The organism is Halobacillus amylolyticus (genome assembly GCF_022921115.1).
GTDB classification, from domain to species: Bacteria; Bacillota; Bacilli; order Bacillales; family Halobacillaceae; genus Halobacillus_A; species Halobacillus_A amylolyticus.
This window is the reverse complement of sequence record NZ_CP095075.1, coordinates 2,723,832-2,742,067: the sequence shown is the minus strand read 5'-3', so window position 1 is coordinate 2,742,067 and position 18,236 is coordinate 2,723,832. Positions and strand designations below refer to the sequence as shown.

The window sequence follows — 18,236 nt, the reverse complement described above, 5'->3', positions numbered from 1 at the left end:
TTTATTGTAAAAATAATTCACCTATAAAAGCAATATTTAAAATACATCTTTTGTGACAATATTATCAACACCTCCCTGTAGACCAAAGATAAAGACAACTTGCTTACAAATATGATAAGATAATGAAAAAGGAGAACGAGGTTTTTTATACATGCGTTTAAAAAAATATACAGATTATGCTCTTAGAGTATTAATCTATACAGCCTCTATACCCGAGGGAGAATTAGCTAGCAAAAAAGAAATATCTTATATCTTTCATATATCCGAAAACCATTTAGGGAAAATCATACATCAATTAAACAAGTTGGAATTAATTGAAACCGTACGGGGCAGAAGTGGTGGTGTTAAATTAGCAAAAACACCTGAAAATATCAATATAGGTTATGTTGTTAGAGCAATGGAGGACGACTTTCTGTTGCTGGAATGCTTTGACCGCGACACCAACTACTGTGTAATCACACCAGCTTGCAAACTAAGACATATATTAAATAATGCCTTACACGCTTTTCTAGAAGTAATCGATCAATATACGCTCAAAGATTTACTATCAAACAAAGATGAATTAAGGGAGTTAATGGATATTACCTAGTTTAATTTTTTTAAACAGTACAACGTTATGTAAGATGTCTTCCATTGCTAACCTACATCAATGGCACACAAAAAAGCCGTTCAGTCCTAGTTTAGACTGAACGGCTTTTTCCATCCGCTATTACTCAGCAGTATAAGGCAATAATGCCATTTGACGAGAGCGTTTGATCGCTTTTGTCAATTTACGTTGGTACTTAGCAGAAGTTCCAGTTACGCGACGAGGAAGAATTTTTCCACGGTCGGAAATGAAACGTCTTAGCAAGTCCGTATCTTTAAAGTCGATATGTGTGATTCCGTTTGCTGTGAAGAAACACACCTTTTTGCGTTTACCGCGTCCACGACGTGCCATGAGGCGTTCCCCCTTACTTATTTAAAATGGTAAATCATCATCTGAGATGTCGATGGGTTCTCCATTATCTGCGAATGGATCATCATCTTTTTTATTATTATTAGAACCGAAGTTATTTCCTGTTGGTTGCTGATTCTGATTTGGCTGGAATCCTGAACCTTGTTGACTGCCTCCACCTTGTGAAGCACCTTTAGATTCTAGGAACTGTACGCTGTCCGCAACAACTTCTGTTACAAACACACGCTTACCTTCTTGATTATCGAAGCTTCGAGACTGTAAACGCCCGTCCACACCGACAAGGCTGCCTTTGTTCATAAAGTTGGCGAGGTTTTCAGCAGCTCGTCTCCAAACAACGCAGTTAATGAAATCTGCATCACGATCACCCTGATTGTTAGAGAATGGTCGATTCACTGCAACAGTGAAATTGGCAACAGCCACTCCGTTTGGCGTATAGCGTAAATCCGGATCCTTCGTTAATCTGCCGACTAAAACGACACGATTTAACATCAGAACCACTCCTTATTTGTCATCTTCACGTACAGCGATGTGGCGGATAACATCATCCGAGAACTTCGCTTGACGGTCGAATTCATTGATCGCTTCACGATCACCTTTAAAGTTGATCGTTACATAAATCCCATCACGATAGTCGTTAATTTCGTAAGCAAGACGGCGCTTGCCAACTTCTTTAACATTTTCAATCTCCGCACCATTGTTTGTAAGGATCCCGCTGAAACGCTCAACTACAGCAGTTTTAGCTTCCTCCTCGATGTCTGGGCGGATGATGTACATGATTTCGTAATTTCTCATCCGTTTTCACCTCCTTATGGACTTAACGGCCCCTTTAAAATTAAAGGAGCAAGGAGTAATTTAACTATAATTACTCACAGTGTTGTATTATATCAAAAGTGCAGTAGAATTACAATACGTTAACGGAGAGACCCGGATTTCAGCTTATACGTTAAAACGGAAATGGATAACATCGCCATCTTTCACTAAATACTCTTTACCTTCTAAACGAACACGTCCGCGATCCCGAGCGACCCCCATTGTTCCAGCGTCAACAAGGTCATCATAGGATACCGTTTCTGCACGAATAAACCCTCGTTCAAAGTCCGTGTGAATAATACCCGCAGCTTGAGGAGCAGTCATTCCTTCCTTAAACGTCCATGCACGAACCTCTTGTTCACCAGCTGTGAAATATGTAGCTAGCCCTAAAAGGTTGTACGTTGCTTTGATCAGCTGATCAAGACCCGATTCGGTGATTCCAAGGTCTTCAAGAAACTCAAGTTTCTCTTCTCCATCAAGTTCAGCAATTTCCGCCTCGATTTTGGCACAAACAACGATCACCTCAGCATTCTCTTGAGCCGCGTACTCACGAATCTGCTTCACCTTTTCATTGTCGCCTTCCCCAATCTCATCTTCACTTACGTTTGCTACATAAAGAATGGGCTTAGCTGTTAACAAATGTAGTCCCTTAACGATCTTTTGCTGGTCACTGGAGAACTCAACTGCACGTGCAGGTGTTTCACCCTCTAATCCATCCTGGAGCTTCTCAAGCACCGTATACTCAGCAACAGCTTCCTTATCTTTTTGGCGAGCCATTTTAGCCACGCGATCCATCCGTTTAGAAACGGTCTCAAGGTCAGCCAAAATTAACTCCAAATTAATCGTTTCAATATCAGAAATTGGATCCACCTGTCCAGAAACGTGCGTAATATTTTCATCCTCAAATGCACGAACGACATGACAGATTGCATCGACTTGACGAATATGAGATAGGAATTGGTTGCCAAGCCCTTCCCCTTTACTTGCCCCTTTTACAATTCCAGCGATATCCGTGAATTCAAAAGCTGTGGGAACAGTTTTCCTCGGTTTGACTAGTTCAGTAAGCTTTTCTAAACGAGGGTCCGGAACCTCTACTATCCCAACGTTTGGATCAATTGTTGCGAACGGATAGTTCGCAGACAAAGCTCCAGCCTGCGTAATTGCATTAAATAGCGTAGATTTACCCACGTTAGGCAATCCTACAATACCTGCTGTTAGTGCCATATAAGACTTTCACTCCTTAAGGAATTACATACATGTATGTTCGGTCATACCAATTATAGATACTGTACAGAAAAATAACAAGCTATGCAAAAAGGAAAAACAGCCTCCGAAACGGAGCCTGTTTTTGTAACTTCCCCTACCTCTTTTTTTAAAGTCGACATCAGTGCACGAATAGTTTAAATAAAATCAACACAATTAATTGCTGCCCGCTTTTTGTATCCCTCCTGTTATTCGCTCGTCTCTAGTACTTTCTTCATCTTTGTTTCAAACTTTTTCCTTGGGATTAGCACACTATGCCCGCATCCTTCACATTTAATACGAATGTCCGCCCCCATACGAATGACTTTCCAACGGTTCTCTCCGCATGGATGTGCTTTCTTCATTTGGACCACATCGTTTAAGTGATAATTTTTATCCGCCATTACTTTCTCCCCCTGGCTTTTAGTTAAGTTGGTTCTTGAGCCGACTCCTCTTCATGACGAGAGTACATTACAATACGCGGGTAAGGAATTTCAATACCTTTCTCTTGTAGACGCTGTTTCACTTCCTTGCGAATTACACGGGCAATCCCCCAGTGCTCCATAGGAACGGTCTCCCCAATAATCCGCATAATGACTTCGGATGCATTCAAATGATCTACGCCAAGCAACTCCGGCACTGCCGTCATCTGCTCATAACGCTCTGGCAGCTCCTCAAGAAGTTCAGCAATAACTTGTTCTGCCTGTTCAATATCATTTTCATAAGCTATTCTTACATCAACTACAGCAATACTATTATAAATAGAATAATTGGTAACTTGGGTGACATTCCCATTCGGCAAAATATGAATCTCTCCCGTCCAACTTTTTATTTTGGAGGTGCGAAGTCCAATTTCCTCAACAAACCCCTCTACACCTGAAGTAAGAATATAATCACCTACAGAAAATTGGTCTTCAAAGATAATAAAAAAACCTGAAATGATATCACGTACTAGGTTTTGGGCACCAAAGCCAATCGCTAACCCAGCAACTCCTGCACCAGCCAGCAACGGGCCTATTTTGATAGTGAACACTTCTAGTATCATAATAAACGCTGTGAAATAAACAATATAGGTCATTGTATTAACCACAAGCTTCTTAAGGGTAGATTCACGACGAGCGGTTATTTTAAATGGACCCCGTCTGCGGTTCTCGAAAAACCGGGAAATAACTTTACTGCCAACTCGAACGATGAGTAATGAAATGAATAAAATCAGCAATATTTTTAACAAACCCTGCGCTAAAGCAATCCATAAGTCAGGTCCCGTCAGATATTCAACGGCTTTGTCCCACTGTGAAATGACTTCCTCCATGATTCCCCCTCCTAAGATCCATGTATATGAAACTTATTTTAACAGGTTTTCAGTTAATTTTGAATCGATGTAGGAAGGGAGATAATAAGAGTGAGGCCAATACATATAAATTCAGGAGGCCATATAATGGATATAAATATTCTATCAGTGTTGAAAATCCCAAAGATGTAAAAGGCAGCATAATGGCTATTGTCACCATGGCCAGCACCCACAAAGGCTGACGCAAATAATCTCTAAAGCGAGTGACCAATCCAAGGATCCCCGAAGCAGCCGTTGTAAAGATCGCTACCCACATGACAACCGACATAAAAACCATCATTTCAAAGGGATAATGCTTCAAAATGGCAAATAACGGGATTTCATATAAAATGATATCCTCTGAAATCTGAATCAAACTATTATTATATAAATAGGAAACAACACCAAGCACAAGACCGCTCCCCACACTTGCCACCCATATCTCTTTTTTACTTTCCATGCGATTTCCAATCGCGCCGAGTACAGCAATCAATGGAACAACATTAAGAGCTGTAAAAGGAAAGGCAGCAGTCCAATTGCTTGTCTCATTGAAGTGGGCAAACATAGAAAGGTTCTGATCCGTAATAAAAAGAATCAAAACAAAAAGCAATCCGCCAATTAACAAAGGCAAAATAAAGCTATTTACGGTTACAATTCCTTTCACATCCCAGACAAACAACAAGATTAATGGAATGATAAGAGCTAGTACACCTAAACGATAGGAAAAATGGAAAGCCTGCCATGTTGCACCACTGCCTGCAAGCATAATGACCGTCGTCGTAAACAAATATAAAATAATCATCCCATCGTATACACCCGTTAAGTGTCTTCCAACAATTTTTCTAAGTACAGGTAAATAGTGTCCCGCCTTCTGTTCATAACTAATTTTCATAATACTCATGCAACAAATCATGAACATAATGGTAAATAACAAGATAGCTAGACTACTATCTTGTCCAAAAAATTGCCATAGCTCTCTTCCTGAAGCGTATCCTGCTCCAATCATCGTGCCTATAATCAAACACATCCATTTGAGTCCTGCTTTCACAAGCGACCGCTCCCTACTCAAGTATTTTGCCACGTATAGAAACAAGAATATCTTTATATACTGTTACTAATATGTGTCTGGAGGAGTTGCTATGAATGTTAGGGACAAGTTTTCAAAAGGGGAGCAACGCGTACATGTTGACCATCCGCAAATGAGTGAACAATTAAGCGATTATTTGCTTCAATCCCTTCCAAATAATAAACAAGTGGTCATTGCATGTGTTGGTACCGATCGCTCCACAGGTGATTCATTAGGACCTCTTATCGGGTCAATGCTTCAAGACAGGCCACTAAAGACCTTCCATGTATATGGGACGTTAGAAGAACCCCTACATGCATTAAACTTAAAAGAAACGATAAAAGCCATTCATCGTACTCATCCACAGCCCTTCATTCTTGCCATTGATGCTTGTCTTGGAAAGAATTCTTCCATCGGAAGTGTTTCAATCGCACAAGGAACTCTCAATCCTGGAGCAGCCCTAAAAAAAGACCTCCCTCCTATTGGTGACATGCATATAAGTGGAATGGTTAACGTTGGTGGGTTTATGGAGTATGTTGTCTTACAAAACACACGTCTTCACCACGTAATGAAGATGGCCGCCAAGATAGCTGCTGGAATCCGTCTCGCAGAAAAGAAACGAACTTATGTCTACCAGCCGTACTCAGCAGCAACAAAAAAACAGCAACGATAGCTTTCGTTACTGTTTAAAACAACTGCATAATAAAAAGAATCACCCCAACCATTAACAAGGCAGGTAATAAATTTGCTACCCGAATTTTGGTTAATTTAAGTAAATTTAAACCAATTGCTACAATGAGTAATCCTCCTGTTGCGGTCACTTCTATGATAAATAAGTCAAGTATTTCCTGAGGAATCCACCGATTAATTTGTGTTGCAAGTAACGCAATAGAGCCTTCATAAAGCACAACCGGAATAACAGAAAAAATCACGCCGATACCTAAGGTAGAAGTCAATACTAAGGCAACAAATCCGTCTATGATCGCCTTAGTAATCAACACCTCATGATCGTTTCGAAGACCACTATCCAATGCACCGATAACAGAGAGTGCACCAATGACAAAAATAAGCGAAGCTGTAATAAACCCTTGAGCAATAGTAGATTTCTGATCAGCCTTTGTAAACTTTCTTTCGATCCAGCGCCCAATATACTCTAAACGCTCCTCTAAATGTAAAGCTTCACCTATAATGGCACCCGTTAACAAACTAAGTAGCACAACAACAATGTTCTTCGTCTCGAATCCCATCTGCAGACCTATCAGAATAACCGCTAAACCGACACCACTCATCACCGTTTCCTTAAAACGCTCGGGAATTTTGGTAAAGAATAAACCTAACAAGGAACCGACAAAGATACATACTCCATTTACAATTGTACCCAATAAGACCATAATGCTCGCTCCAATGATTTGTTTCACGTGAAACTATTTTATATGTAAGAAAAAGGCCTGGTATTACATAGGACCAGGCTTCAAGTTTTATTCATTTTCAAACCAGTGCAAAATTCTTTCTAAATCCTCATCATTAAAAAACTCAATCTCAATTTTCCCTTTTCGTTTACCTTTATGAATGGTTACACCTGTTCCAAGGCGCTTTTTGAGGCTTTCTTCCCTTTCACGAATGAAAATATCCTTTTCCGGTTCTTTTTTCTTCTGTTTAGCTTTTCGATCATTTAATTCTAGAATGAGCTTTTCAACCTGCCGTACATTTAACCCTTCCGCTTCAATTCTTTCCATAACAGGGAGGACCTTTTTCTTATCTTTCAACCCTAGAAGTGCTCTCCCATGGCCCATGGATAAGGAGCCGTTATTAATTCGCTCACTCACTTCAGTGGGAAGTGTAAGCAATCGTACAAGATTCGCGATATGAGAGCGGCTTTTACCAAGACGTTTAGAGAGGCTGTCTTGAGTCACCCCTAATTCTTTAATGAGGTTCTGATACGCATGTGCTTCTTCAATAGGTGTTAAATCCTCACGTTGAAGGTTTTCTAGCAAAGCCAACTCCATCATTTGATCATCGCTTAACTCCCTGATTAGAACAGGTACCGAATCAAGGCCAGCCTGTATAGCTGCACGAAAACGACGCTCGCCTACAACAATTTCGTAGCCTTTAATACTTTTCCTGACAATCAAAGGTTGAAGGATTCCATGTTCCTCTATCGACTGCTTTAACTCTTCAATCGCTTCCTCAGTGAAGTGCTTCCGCGGTTGATACGGATTGGGTCTGCAACTTTTCACTCTTACTTCATGAATCTGCTCATCATCTTGTGCATTCATGTCGGTAAACAGGGCATTAATGCCTTTACCTAACCCTCTCGCCATTTGCCATCACTTCCTTCGCTAAGTCTAAATATACTTCAGCCCCACGTGATTTGGCATCATATAAAATAATAGGCTTGCCGTGACTTGGGGCTTCACTTAAACGAACATTACGCGGGATAATTGACTGATACACACGATCCTGAAAGTACTTTTTCACTTCTTCAATAACTTGGATACCTAAATTTGTCCGGGCATCCAGCATTGTTAATAAGACCCCTTCAATCATAAGATCCTTATTTAAATGTTTCTGAACAAGACGGATGGTGTTCAATAGTTGGCTCAACCCCTCAAGCGCATAATACTCACACTGAACAGGGATCAATACTGTATCCGAAGCGGTCAAGGAGTTGATTGTCAAAAGACCTAGTGACGGCGGACAATCAATAATGACATAATCATATTCATCTTTCACTTCATCAATGGCATGCTTGAGCCTCACTTCTCTTGAGATCGTAGGTACAAGCTCAATTTCAGCTCCAGCTAGCTGTATAGTAGCAGGAATAGCATCTAAATTTTCTACCATTGTTGATGTGCGTACCTGAGAAGCATCTACTCCATCCACTAGCACATCATAAATACACTGGTCAACTGCACCCTTTTCTACACCTACCCCACTTGTTGCATTCCCTTGTGGGTCAATATCGACTAAAAGCACCTTATTATTTAAATAAGCTAAGCATGAACTTAAATTAACGGCTGTTGTTGTTTTTCCAACGCCACCTTTTTGATTGGCAATGGAAATCACTTTACCCATGCTGTCACCTGCCTCTTCCCAATTACTTAACATCATATGTTCGAATTTACTTGTTCAATTGGTTTCAAAATAAAACGGAAGTTTCGCATTATCTTTAAAAAACCCATCTTCACAGCTGTTTAGATGGGCAAGGTTTCATTAAGCTATGGTCTTTTCTTAGGGATTTTTATAGTAAATTGATAATAGTCGTCGTGTTCTTCCTCGTTCGTTTCCAGATCAATACCAGTATCTGAAACCATATCAAGCGATTGGCGGATTGTATTCATAGCAATCCTCATGTCTTTATTGACACCTTTAAGCTTCGGCTTTTTCTTCTTTGGTTTCGGATCTTGGAGCTTCGCAATCCGTTCTTCCGTTTGCTTTACATTAAGCTGCTTTTCAATAATTTCATCAAGAAGCTTTTCCTGATTCTCTTTATCTTTCAAAACGATAAGAGCTCTAGCATGACGTTCCGTGATCTCTTTATCCATCACCGCCTGCTGTACAGACTCAGGAAGTTTGAGCAGCCGCATCTTATTAGCAACTGTTGATTGGCTTTTCCCGAGACGTTGAGCAAGCGCTTCTTGAGTCAACTCATGGATTTCAATCAACCGTGCATAAGCTGTAGCTTCCTCTATAACTGTTAATTCTTCACGCTGTAAGTTCTCAATTAAGGCAACAGAAGCTGTTTGAGCATCATCCATATCTCGAAGAATGGCAGGGATGTTTTCCCATCCAAGTGATTGAACAGCACGCCACCTGCGCTCCCCAGCAATTAATTCATACTGATCCTCATTTAAACGACGAACTACAATCGGCTGAATCATCCCATGCGTATGTATCGTCTGGGCTAGTTCTTTAATCTTTTCATTGTTAAAAATGGCCCTTGGCTGATAACGGTTCGGCTGAACACGTTCGACAGGGACTTGCATGACTTCATCAGGATTGTATTCTTCTTCTTCGCTGTTATTACTATCTGAATCTGACTTGTCTCCCAGCCCAAACAGACGACTAAAAGGATGTAACACGATCAGACACCACCTTTTTTCGATCAAGCACACGATCAAATATGTTTCACGTGGAACATTACTTTATCAAATAGAAAAAAGCGCCGCAGGCTTATGAGCTGCTGCGCATACGTATGCCTTTTTTGAATCTATCATTTATTTTATCATATTTTGGCTAGTAAAAGTATCTAGTAAATCGAATATTTCTATTATCGACTTTTTACTACAAAACAATAGCTAAAAACTAAAATCATACCCTCATTGTACGATGATTTCTTTAAAATTTCGACCCTTCCTCCCTAACAGTGACTACCACTAACAGATTTTTCGTAAAACTCAAGCTCTTTACGTATGATCGAAAAGTCCCACGACCTCGGGTTCCCTCCATTTTTCTGAGGTGTTATAAGAAATCAACAATACTTCCTTTAGATTTTGCTAACTAACAATAAGGTTTTGCTGCCCTGTTCTAACCATCTCGCAGATTCATTTAATATATAAAAGTGCCTAATAATGGCGATTCAATGCCACTTTTATTCGTTAAAAAAGACGCCCCCTTAATTTAGGAAAGGCGTCTAATCGATAAAATCACTTATATTATTAACTTTTACTTTTCAAACAGGTACATAAACTCTTCATAGCCTTTTTCCTCAAGTTTATCCTTAGGAACGAAGTCCATAGCTGCAGAGTTCATGCAGTAACGCAAACCTGTTGGCTCTGGGCCATCGTTAAAAACATGACCAACATGAGAATCCGCTTCCTTGCTTCTAACCTCTGTTCTAGTACCAAAGATCCCGGGATCCTTTTTTGTAACGATATTTTCTTCAACTAAGGGTTTAGTAAAACTAGGCCAGCCTGTACCCGAATAAAATTTATCAGTGGAACTGAAAAGAGGCTCTCCAGATACAATGTCTACGTAGATTCCTTCTTTTTTATTATCCCAATACTTGTTTTCAAAGGCCTTTTCCGTTCCATTCTTTTGAGTGACTTTATATTGAATGGGTGTGAGCATTTCTTTTAGCTCAGACTTAGAATATGTTATCTTCTCCCCGTCATCACTTTTCACTTCAACTGTACGTTCCATATTGCGTTCTTCACCAAATATCTTTTTATAAACTCCTGGACCAATAAAGACAGCCAAACCAACCAAGGCAACGATAGAAACTGACAAAAATTTATTCACTTCTTTTGCCTCCTTTTTCTGTATAAGGGTTCATCATACCCACCAGGGTTAAAGGTTTACAGTTATAATTTTAACATCTATATAGATATCGGCTAAGTTATATGCTTACTCCTTCTTTCATTATGATAATGGCTTTCCATTCGTTATAATTATATATAGACTAGAAAAAGGAGCATAATTTATGGATCGTAAAGAAATCGAAGAACAAGTGATACAAAGTTATAAAAAAGATGAGCAGATGATGATCCTTGTATTTGCCCAGTGGTGCATCAATCATGAACTAGACCCAGTTTCGCTCTATAAAGAAGCTTATCCCAACCAATTAGAAAATGATTCATTAAAACAGGCATTAGAGTTAACTGTCTCTAAACAGGAGGCCGAAGATATTCCGGACCAAACCCTTCTCGGTGTACTATCTTTATTCGGCAACGATGATTTAGCCTTTGTGGTAACTGCATACATGGATAAAAGGAAATGAAGTGGCTTCTGTAGAAAGCCGGTTTCCTTTTGCCTTGAGTATTATATAGCTTTATTAAATATCTTATCAGTCACAAAGATTTCTATGAATTTGTTTCACGTGAAACATTTTTTTGCGATTCGATAAAGTTCAAGCTGTCTTTAATGAAGGATGGAGGTAAAAGGTCGAGGCTGTCACAACGATCACCCCTGCCCAAAAAATTGTTGTTTCCGTGCTTGCCCATTCAGAGATAATCCCAGCCATGAGAGCTGCTGCAGGCATCAACATCCATGTCATGAAACGGCTTGTGGCCTGGACTCTTCCTAACAAATGATTAGGTGTGAGCCTTTGACGAATTGTTACAATGGATGGACTTTTAATAGCTGCACAAAAAGTTCCTACAGCATTCATCACTCCCAACCACCAAAATGATTGGAAATGGCTAAAACCGATGATAGACATACCTCCAACGAGAGAAGCTGTAAATAATATCTGCCTATAGGTCCACCATTTTCTTAAAACTGAGGTTAAAATAGCCCCGCCTACCGCAGCTGCTCCCCCAAAAGATAATACCCATCCAATTTGCACAACTGTTAACCTTATTCCATCCCTCATGTAGAAGACCATCATCGTTAAGAACAATGTCGTACCGAAAATGGAAAATAACATAGCTAAATTTGTGAACAGAATGGGCTTTGTTTGCAGTACATACGAAAAGCCTTCTTTTATATCTTCCATCACCCTCTTTTGCCCAGAATCTTTTGCTGGTGGTTGGATTGTCAAGGTGGATACAGCACAAAAGGTCAAGAAAAAACTCAAGCTGTTAGCTATAAGGGCATATCCTAGATGAAAAGCGTTAATTAGTATTCCACCCAAACCAGGTCCTACTAGTACGGCCGTTTGAAACAAACCTGTATTTACGGCATTTGCTTTTGCCAGCTCATTATTCCTAACTAACTGAGGAATTGTAGCAAATTGGGCTGTGTTATAGAGCTGACTCAATGTGCCAATCAGTAATGCCGTACTATATAACTGCCACATCATGAGGGTATCCCTAATAAATAGAACTCCCACCGCACCAACGATCACTCCTCTTCCCGCATCGCAAAATAGTAGTATTCCTTTGCGGTGAAAGCGATCCGCAATTACACCTGCTAGAGGCTGAAGTAGAACGGGCAAACGTTCTAGTGCAGCTACGATCCCCATAGCTAATGGAGACCCAGTCAACGCTAAAACAATTAGCGGTAATGCTAATAAATAGATTTGATCACCAAGGAAAGAGATCACATTTCCCCCTATTAAGCGAAAGGCGGGAAAGTTCCTCTTCCACTCCGGAGTTTCATCCGAGGAAGCACGATTTAGTAACGGATCTATCATGAGAGACTATCAATGAAATACTCAAGCTCTGTTGCCATCATATCGATCGAGTTTTTCCTTAAACGATAGATGGAACGCTCACCTTCTACGATTCGCGCAGACTTCAATAGCTTCAAATGGTGGTGGATGGTTGATTTGCCCATGTTAAGGATATCTGTAAGCTCATGTAAGGTACGTTCCTTTTCAAATAAAAGCTTAACTATTTTCATCCTTACTTCATCGCCTAAGGCTTTATATTTCTGGACGAGGAATTGATCAGGAGCATAAGGGTCATCCATATGAATGCTCTCATTGGAAACAGGGTAATAGAAAATCTTTGTTCCCTCAATGTCCGCTTCAACATTCCATGGTCGGTACGTTCGTTGTGGAATCAGCAGTACTCGATAGACACTTGGTTCTGGAAAGTACTTGATACCTCCTGTCGCCCATTCTACAAGGGACTCCGTGTCTACTTTGTTAGACATATTTTGCTTTGCTTGTTGATCACGCTGCAGTATGGCTTGTAATTCCTGTTCTTGAGGTTGGATAACGGCTGTGTACCACCCTATCATCACAGCAATTAAATGGCTCTTAAGTACTGAAGGGTCTGTAGTTGTTATAAAGGAAATGTATGTTTTAAAAAAGGGATGGTCCTCTACCTCTTTTTGTAACGATTGAACAGCCTTTTTATCTCCTTTAGATGCTTGGTCGCGCAACTCTTGAAAAGCAAGGCCTAAATAAGGCAGGCAAATATATTGGAGTTTGGTGGCATCTAGTTGTTGGATAAATTGAGTGAAGGCATCTAAGTTTGGAAAGGAATCTTGATGAAGGAGTTGAAGCAATGATTTCCATGTGTTGTTCTCTTCAACGTATTGAAGTTCGCCATTCATTTTATTAGATAGTTGTTTCTTTACAGCATCCCAATCTGACTTTTCAAGGGTATCTAAAAGTGGCGTGTTCGTAACAGCTGCAATGCCAAGGGCTGCTTCGTAAAGCAATGAATGCTCTATTTTTGTCCGATAAGTTTCCCTTTTTCTACTTGTTGTCTGAATCACTTCCATCTCATCACCTCAAATGTATGTTTTCACTAATTCTATATTATTAGAATCAACAATTCAACATATTTTAAATATTTGCAAAAACACAATAAAAAATTAGCTGACCACCTATACCTAGTAGTGGTCAGCTAATTTGAATTGTCTATATTGGGACTTTTTTAAGCTGAATTACCATTCATTGAATGCGTCCTACTTTTATTTCCAAGTATTTTTCAAAACTCTAAGCCAGTTTTCATAAGTTAACTTACATAAATCTTTGTCACTAAACCCATGATTTTTTAACAATTCAAGTACTTTTGGAACCCCAGTCACATCACCTAATTCATCTGGAAGCGTTGTGCCATCAAAATCCGAACCCAGGACAACATGTTCGATGCCTATGCGGCTAGCTATATAATCAATATGCTTAACGATTTCTTCTAAAGGTGTATCTGTATTCAGTTTCCCGTCTGGACGAAGCATATTAACTGCATATGTTACCCCCACTACCCCATTGGATTCGGCAATCGCATCCAGTTGTTTATCGGTCAAGTTGCGCGAGATTGGAGATATCGTATGTGCGTTCGAATGAGTGGCCACTAAAGGAGCATCGGAAATTTCTGCTACATCCCAAAATCCCTTTTCATTAAGATGAGACAAATCTAGCATAATTCCAAGTTGATTGCATTCACGAACCAAGCTCTTTCCGGATTCAGTAAGCCCAGCTCCGATGTCAGGCGTTGAAGGATACCTGTAAGGTACGCCTTGAGCAAATGCATTGGGGCGGCTCCATACGAGTCCTATTGAACGAAGGCCTGCCTGATAATATACACTTAGTGCATCAAGGTCCGTATCAATCGCCTCTGCTCCTTCAAAATGAAGAATGGCGGCAATGGTTTCTTTATGTACTAAATTACTCAGCTCATCAACGGTGCGTACGACTTTGAAACTTCCATTTGAATTTGCCTCCAGGCTAAACAGGTCGGCTACCATTGCATTTGTCATCCGATGACAGTATTCATATTCGGCGGGAGCAGAAAGAGGGAGATCATACCCCTTTTCAGTAGCAAATTTTTCAAAGTCCGGAAGTAATGAACCTGATGGATGAGGGCAAAATATTGCAAAAAACCCCCCACTAAACTGCCCTTTCTTTGCTCGAGGCAAATCAATATGACCAATAGAGCTTTCATTGAAAAATAAACGACCTTTTCCCTTCTCTTGTTGGTGAAGCTTTAGCAGTGTATCGTTATGCCCATCTATTATTGGGAATTGATTCATGTGAGTTCTCCTCTTTTCTTTAATGAATTTCAAACAGTTATTTCAGTTTAATATCCACACTAACACACCAGAAACTAGCGCAGTCGTAATAGTCAAACGTCGAAGGTCATAGACAGGCTTGAAGGTTGTCTTTATCTCTGTTAAATCATAAACACCTAGAGGCTTGATGAAATATGACCTCCTCCATCTTCTCCTTGGCCCGACTCTAATGATTCATTTCCTTCCGAATTGTCACCGTCGCCTCCAATCAAGTAGTTGACCCTTGCTACAGGTAAAATCTTTTTCTTTCCTACATCAATGGGTTCTCCATATACAAGTGAAACATCCTTTTGTATAGAAAATTTTTCAAAAATAGGTGTTACTGGTGATCCATAGTCCTTTTCTTTCAGCATTTTGAAATCATCCCCTTCTTACTTAACTAATTCGCTTCCTTATTGCTATTATCCTACTTCCTTTTTCTCAAAAAAAATCAGCTTCTCAACAAAGCTGACCTTTCATCCTATGATCTAAATAGACCAATTAATTTGTTTTTATTGTTTTCTTTATCTCGTGCTCATCATCTTTCACAACAGATAGATTTTCGCCATCAGCTAAAGCCTGTTTCTTCTCCTCTTTTGATTCCGTTAATTCATCTTTAGCTTCACCAACCTTATCACCGACTTCTTTCAATTCATCGCCGGCCTCCTTGGCTGTAGAAACAATCTCTTTAGACTCTTCCTTGACTTCCCGAACCTTATTGGTGATCTCCCTACCTTCATTATCAAGAATGTCTTGAATTTTATTAATCGCCTCCCTTGTAATGGAGGCCGTTTTTTGAATACGATCAACTAGCTGGTTTTTCGCTCCTGTAGGGTCAGCTTTTACATCAGAAATATATTGGCTTACTGTATTTTTGGTTGAACCCGATGTTTCTTTTAACCTGGTTCGTGCAGACGGGTTTCTAACTAAAACAAATGCCCCTCCTACTAGAGCCCCAGCAGTCATGGCTAGAGTTAATTTACCTTTTGTTGACTTTTTTTGCACCTGTTGTTCATCAGTATTCATGTTAATTGCTCCTTTCTATTCGTTAACGTTATTCTAAGAAGGGATATCTTTTTTTTGCTTCTGACCTCATGTGGTTAATATGACCTCATTCTGCCTTCCTTTTCCATAAAAAGTACCCTTAATTCCAGAAACAAAACATAATAAACTACATTTTTCACTATGGGGTTAAGTGGGATTCGAATGGTTCCCTATGCTATTAAACCTAACCATATCGCTTTTTATTCTCTAAACTCCTTCGCTTAACACGGAACTGGGTAGTAAGCAACACGCCAACAATTACGATCCCCGCTCCGATAACATGCATGACTGTAATCTCTTCCCCTAACCATAAGTAGGCACCTATCATTGTAACAACGGGGAGGAAATTTAAAAATATAGAAGCCTGGGAAGCCCCCAATAAAGCAACGGCTCGATTATAAAAGATTAACGCAATCAAAGATGGAAATATACCTAAGTAAAGCAATCCGATAATAAAATTTGAATCCCCCATTGCTGGTATCCCGATAATACTCCACTCGATGATAACAATCGGCAATAAAGCGATGAGCGAAATTCCCGTCATGACAAAGATAGCAGCGTAGGGTGGAAACTTATGCATGTATTTCTTAACCATGACTGAGTAAACGGCCCACGTTATAATGGCTCCAATCATAATCAGGTCGCCAACATTCCAATCTATAACAGTCAGCTTCAAGATGTTACCATCCATCACTACCCAAATGGCTCCAATAAGAGAAAGTCCAACCCCACCCCATTGAATCCCTTTTAATCTCTCTTTTAGCATAAAAGCACTTAATACTACAGTGATCGCTGGAATGATCGACTCAAGAATGGCCACATTTGATGATGTGGTAAACTGCAAAGCTCCGTATATAAACGTATTAAATAGAGCGAGCCCTGATAAAGCCATCACTAAGACCGGCTTTTTGTATTTGAAGAATCGGTCTCGGTACTTCCAAGCACTTCTATATCCTAGTGGAAAAAGCACAACGAAGGCAATCAGTAATCTGAAAAAGGTAATAGTGATAGGCGGTAATTCACTTATCGCCTTTCCAATAAGAATGTTTCCAGCATAAATCATAACGACTATGATCATAAGAAGATATGGATAGATAAAGCAACCGCTCCTCACCTCATATTTAAAATTATTCCGATTCTTTTTGCTTTGAAAGAATTCTTAGTAGGTCTTATTATTTTAACGAATGATATTATTTCTAATTTCTAAAATGACCTTACAAACGCTTTAGAAAAATAAAAATTTACCTTACCAATGATATTCTGAAAAAATTATTAATAGATGCAAAGTCATATTTTTTAAAATAAGTTGGAAATAACTCTGCATGAAGTTCCTGAACATAACGGTTTAACATGGCGATGCTTTTATAATTCTTTGTTTCTTTAATTATCATCTAATTCTCTCCCTCATAATTATATGTTCAATTAATGAACCAAGATTGTCTCTCCTAGTAATGGTTTGAATTTTCGTTCATGTGGAATGAACTAATCATAGATGATCATAACTGAAGGAGGTATTCTATATGGATCGTAGAAATAGACAAACGGATGGACAGCCAGGTCAAGAACAAGCAAAGCAGCCTGGCGTTGAAGGAAAAATGAGTCCACAGCCGCTTCAATCAGACAATGATTATAAAAGTGGAGACAAATTAATTGGCAAGGTCGCTCTCATTACAGGTGGTGACAGCGGAATCGGACGTTCTGTCGCAATCGGTTACGCTAAAGAAGGAGCAGATGTAGCCATTTCTTATTTAGAAGAACATGAAGATGCTGAAATCACCAAAAGAAAAGTTGAGGCCGAGGGGCAACGTGCTATTTTAATCGCAGGGGATGTGGGAGAAGAAACGGTGTGCCACAATGCAGTAGAACGAACAACTAGTGAACTTGGCCGCCTTGATATATTAGTGAATAACGCTGGCGAACAGCACCCTACAGATGATATTTTAGACATCTCTACTGAGCAACTAGAGAGTACGTTTAAAACAAATATCTACTCAATGTTCCATATGACAAAAGCAGCCCTTCCACACATGAGAAGTGGAAGCTCAATTATTAATACAGCTTCCGTCAACCCTTATATAGGGAATCCCCATTTAGTCGACTACACAGCTACAAAGGGAGCAGTAGTCGCCTTTACAAGATCGATGGCTAAACAGCTCGTTGACAAAGGAATTCGTGTAAACGGCGTGGCTCCTGGTCCAATCTGGACACCACTTATCCCATCTACTTTCTCTGAAGAAAAAGTAGAAGAATTTGGAACAAACACCCCAATGGGACGTCCAGGTCAGCCTGTAGAGCATGTAGGGAGTTATGTACTACTTGCTTCTGATGATTCCACGTATATAACCGGACAATTTATTCACATTAATGGCGGCATGGTCATGCACAGCTAATAGGAACTTGGA

The 18,236-nt window shown here is 39.8% G+C and carries 21 protein-coding genes and 1 pseudogene; 4 read left to right on the top strand and 18 right to left on the bottom strand.

Translation table 11 applies throughout. From position 1 onward, the window contains the following. The first annotated feature begins 151 nt into the window (after positions 1-151). Positions 152-589 carry an Rrf2 family transcriptional regulator gene (locus MUO15_RS14230; RefSeq protein ID WP_245030120.1) on the top strand — a complete coding sequence of 146 codons (438 nt, stop codon included), beginning with the start codon at positions 152-154 and terminating at the stop codon, positions 587-589. Positions 590-709: 120 nt separating this feature from the next. Here MUO15_RS14230 and rpsR read toward each other — a convergent pair whose 3' ends face one another. The 7 genes from rpsR to MUO15_RS14195 form a co-directional block, all read right to left on the bottom strand. Further along, the gene (rpsR, locus tag MUO15_RS14225) at positions 710-937 is read right to left on the bottom strand and encodes a 30S ribosomal protein S18 (protein ID WP_244755351.1); all 228 of its coding nucleotides are present in this window, start codon (positions 935-937) and stop codon (positions 710-712) included. 21 nt (positions 938-958) lie between these two features. Beyond that, complete coding sequence (ssb, locus tag MUO15_RS14220) at positions 959-1,444, bottom strand: single-stranded DNA-binding protein (protein WP_245030118.1); 486 nt, start codon at positions 1,442-1,444, stop codon at positions 959-961. 12 nt (positions 1,445-1,456) lie between these two features. Next, positions 1,457-1,747: a 30S ribosomal protein S6 gene (gene rpsF / locus MUO15_RS14215; RefSeq protein WP_245030114.1), complete on the bottom strand. Its 291-nt coding sequence runs from the start codon at positions 1,745-1,747 to the stop codon at positions 1,457-1,459. Positions 1,748-1,891: 144 nt separating this feature from the next. Continuing rightward, positions 1,892-2,989, bottom strand: a complete 1,098-nt coding sequence (gene ychF, locus MUO15_RS14210; RefSeq protein WP_245030113.1) for a redox-regulated ATPase YchF — start codon at positions 2,987-2,989, stop codon at positions 1,892-1,894. 227 nt (positions 2,990-3,216) lie between these two features. Next, positions 3,217-3,411, bottom strand: coding sequence for a DUF951 domain-containing protein (locus tag MUO15_RS14205; RefSeq protein ID WP_245030107.1), 195 nt, complete (start codon positions 3,409-3,411; stop codon positions 3,217-3,219). A gap of 23 nt (positions 3,412-3,434) precedes the next feature. Continuing rightward, positions 3,435-4,319 carry a mechanosensitive ion channel family protein gene (locus MUO15_RS14200; RefSeq protein ID WP_245030106.1) on the bottom strand — a complete coding sequence of 295 codons (885 nt, stop codon included), beginning with the start codon at positions 4,317-4,319 and terminating at the stop codon, positions 3,435-3,437. 49 nt (positions 4,320-4,368) lie between these two features. Next, positions 4,369-5,364: a YkvI family membrane protein gene (locus MUO15_RS14195; protein WP_245036030.1), complete on the bottom strand. Its 996-nt coding sequence runs from the start codon at positions 5,362-5,364 to the stop codon at positions 4,369-4,371. A 112-nt stretch (positions 5,365-5,476) separates the two neighbouring features. Between MUO15_RS14195 and yyaC the strand changes: the two genes are divergently transcribed. Then, positions 5,477-6,076 carry a spore protease YyaC gene (gene yyaC / locus MUO15_RS14190; RefSeq protein WP_245030105.1) on the top strand — a complete coding sequence of 200 codons (600 nt, stop codon included), beginning with the start codon at positions 5,477-5,479 and terminating at the stop codon, positions 6,074-6,076. 13 nt (positions 6,077-6,089) lie between these two features. On the opposite strand, the gene MUO15_RS14185 is transcribed toward yyaC, so the two are convergent. The 5 genes and pseudogenes from MUO15_RS14185 to msrB all read right to left on the bottom strand — a co-directional run. Beyond that, a complete protein-coding gene (locus MUO15_RS14185; protein ID WP_245030103.1) occupies positions 6,090-6,794 on the bottom strand; it encodes a DUF554 domain-containing protein in 705 nt (234 codons plus the stop codon). Positions 6,795-6,881: 87 nt separating this feature from the next. After that, positions 6,882-7,724 (bottom strand): ParB/RepB/Spo0J family partition protein, encoded by an 843-nt coding sequence (locus tag MUO15_RS14180; RefSeq protein WP_245030101.1) that lies wholly within the window; start codon positions 7,722-7,724, stop codon positions 6,882-6,884. Then, positions 7,705-8,478 carry a ParA family protein gene (locus tag MUO15_RS14175; RefSeq protein WP_245030099.1) on the bottom strand — a complete coding sequence of 258 codons (774 nt, stop codon included), beginning with the start codon at positions 8,476-8,478 and terminating at the stop codon, positions 7,705-7,707. The genes MUO15_RS14180 and MUO15_RS14175 overlap by 20 nt, the downstream gene beginning before the upstream one ends. A gap of 143 nt (positions 8,479-8,621) precedes the next feature. After that, complete coding sequence (noc, locus tag MUO15_RS14170; protein ID WP_245030097.1) at positions 8,622-9,485, bottom strand: nucleoid occlusion protein; 864 nt, start codon at positions 9,483-9,485, stop codon at positions 8,622-8,624. 583 nt (positions 9,486-10,068) lie between these two features. Further along, positions 10,069-10,575: pseudogene (gene msrB, locus MUO15_RS14165) on the bottom strand (peptide-methionine (R)-S-oxide reductase MsrB); the annotation flags it as partial. Positions 10,576-10,825: 250 nt separating this feature from the next. Here msrB and MUO15_RS14160 point away from each other — a divergent pair. Beyond that, positions 10,826-11,122 (top strand): hypothetical protein, encoded by a 297-nt coding sequence (locus MUO15_RS14160; RefSeq protein ID WP_245030095.1) that lies wholly within the window; start codon positions 10,826-10,828, stop codon positions 11,120-11,122. Positions 11,123-11,251: 129 nt separating this feature from the next. Here MUO15_RS14160 and MUO15_RS14155 read toward each other — a convergent pair whose 3' ends face one another. The 6 genes from MUO15_RS14155 to MUO15_RS14130 all read right to left on the bottom strand — a co-directional run bounded on the left by MUO15_RS14155 (position 11,252) and on the right by MUO15_RS14130 (position 16,912). Continuing rightward, on the bottom strand, positions 11,252-12,388 hold the full coding sequence (locus MUO15_RS14155) for an MFS transporter (RefSeq protein ID WP_245030093.1): 1,137 nt from the start codon (positions 12,386-12,388) through the stop codon (positions 11,252-11,254). A gap of 86 nt (positions 12,389-12,474) precedes the next feature. After that, positions 12,475-13,518, bottom strand: coding sequence for an ArsR/SmtB family transcription factor (locus MUO15_RS14150; RefSeq protein ID WP_245030091.1), 1,044 nt, complete (start codon positions 13,516-13,518; stop codon positions 12,475-12,477). A 192-nt stretch (positions 13,519-13,710) separates the two neighbouring features. Continuing rightward, positions 13,711-14,772: a dipeptidase gene (locus MUO15_RS14145; RefSeq protein WP_245030089.1), complete on the bottom strand. Its 1,062-nt coding sequence runs from the start codon at positions 14,770-14,772 to the stop codon at positions 13,711-13,713. Positions 14,773-14,927: 155 nt separating this feature from the next. Then, positions 14,928-15,164 (bottom strand): hypothetical protein, encoded by a 237-nt coding sequence (locus MUO15_RS14140; protein ID WP_245030087.1) that lies wholly within the window; start codon positions 15,162-15,164, stop codon positions 14,928-14,930. A gap of 127 nt (positions 15,165-15,291) precedes the next feature. Beyond that, positions 15,292-15,816, bottom strand: coding sequence for a hypothetical protein (locus MUO15_RS14135; protein ID WP_245030086.1), 525 nt, complete (start codon positions 15,814-15,816; stop codon positions 15,292-15,294). 202 nt (positions 15,817-16,018) lie between these two features. After that, on the bottom strand, positions 16,019-16,912 hold the full coding sequence (locus tag MUO15_RS14130) for a DMT family transporter (protein WP_256464133.1): 894 nt from the start codon (positions 16,910-16,912) through the stop codon (positions 16,019-16,021). A gap of 442 nt (positions 16,913-17,354) precedes the next feature. On the opposite strand from MUO15_RS14130, the gene MUO15_RS14125 reads away from it, so the two are divergent. Then, positions 17,355-18,224 (top strand): SDR family oxidoreductase, encoded by an 870-nt coding sequence (locus tag MUO15_RS14125; protein WP_245030084.1) that lies wholly within the window; start codon positions 17,355-17,357, stop codon positions 18,222-18,224. Positions 18,225-18,236 lie beyond the last annotated feature (12 nt).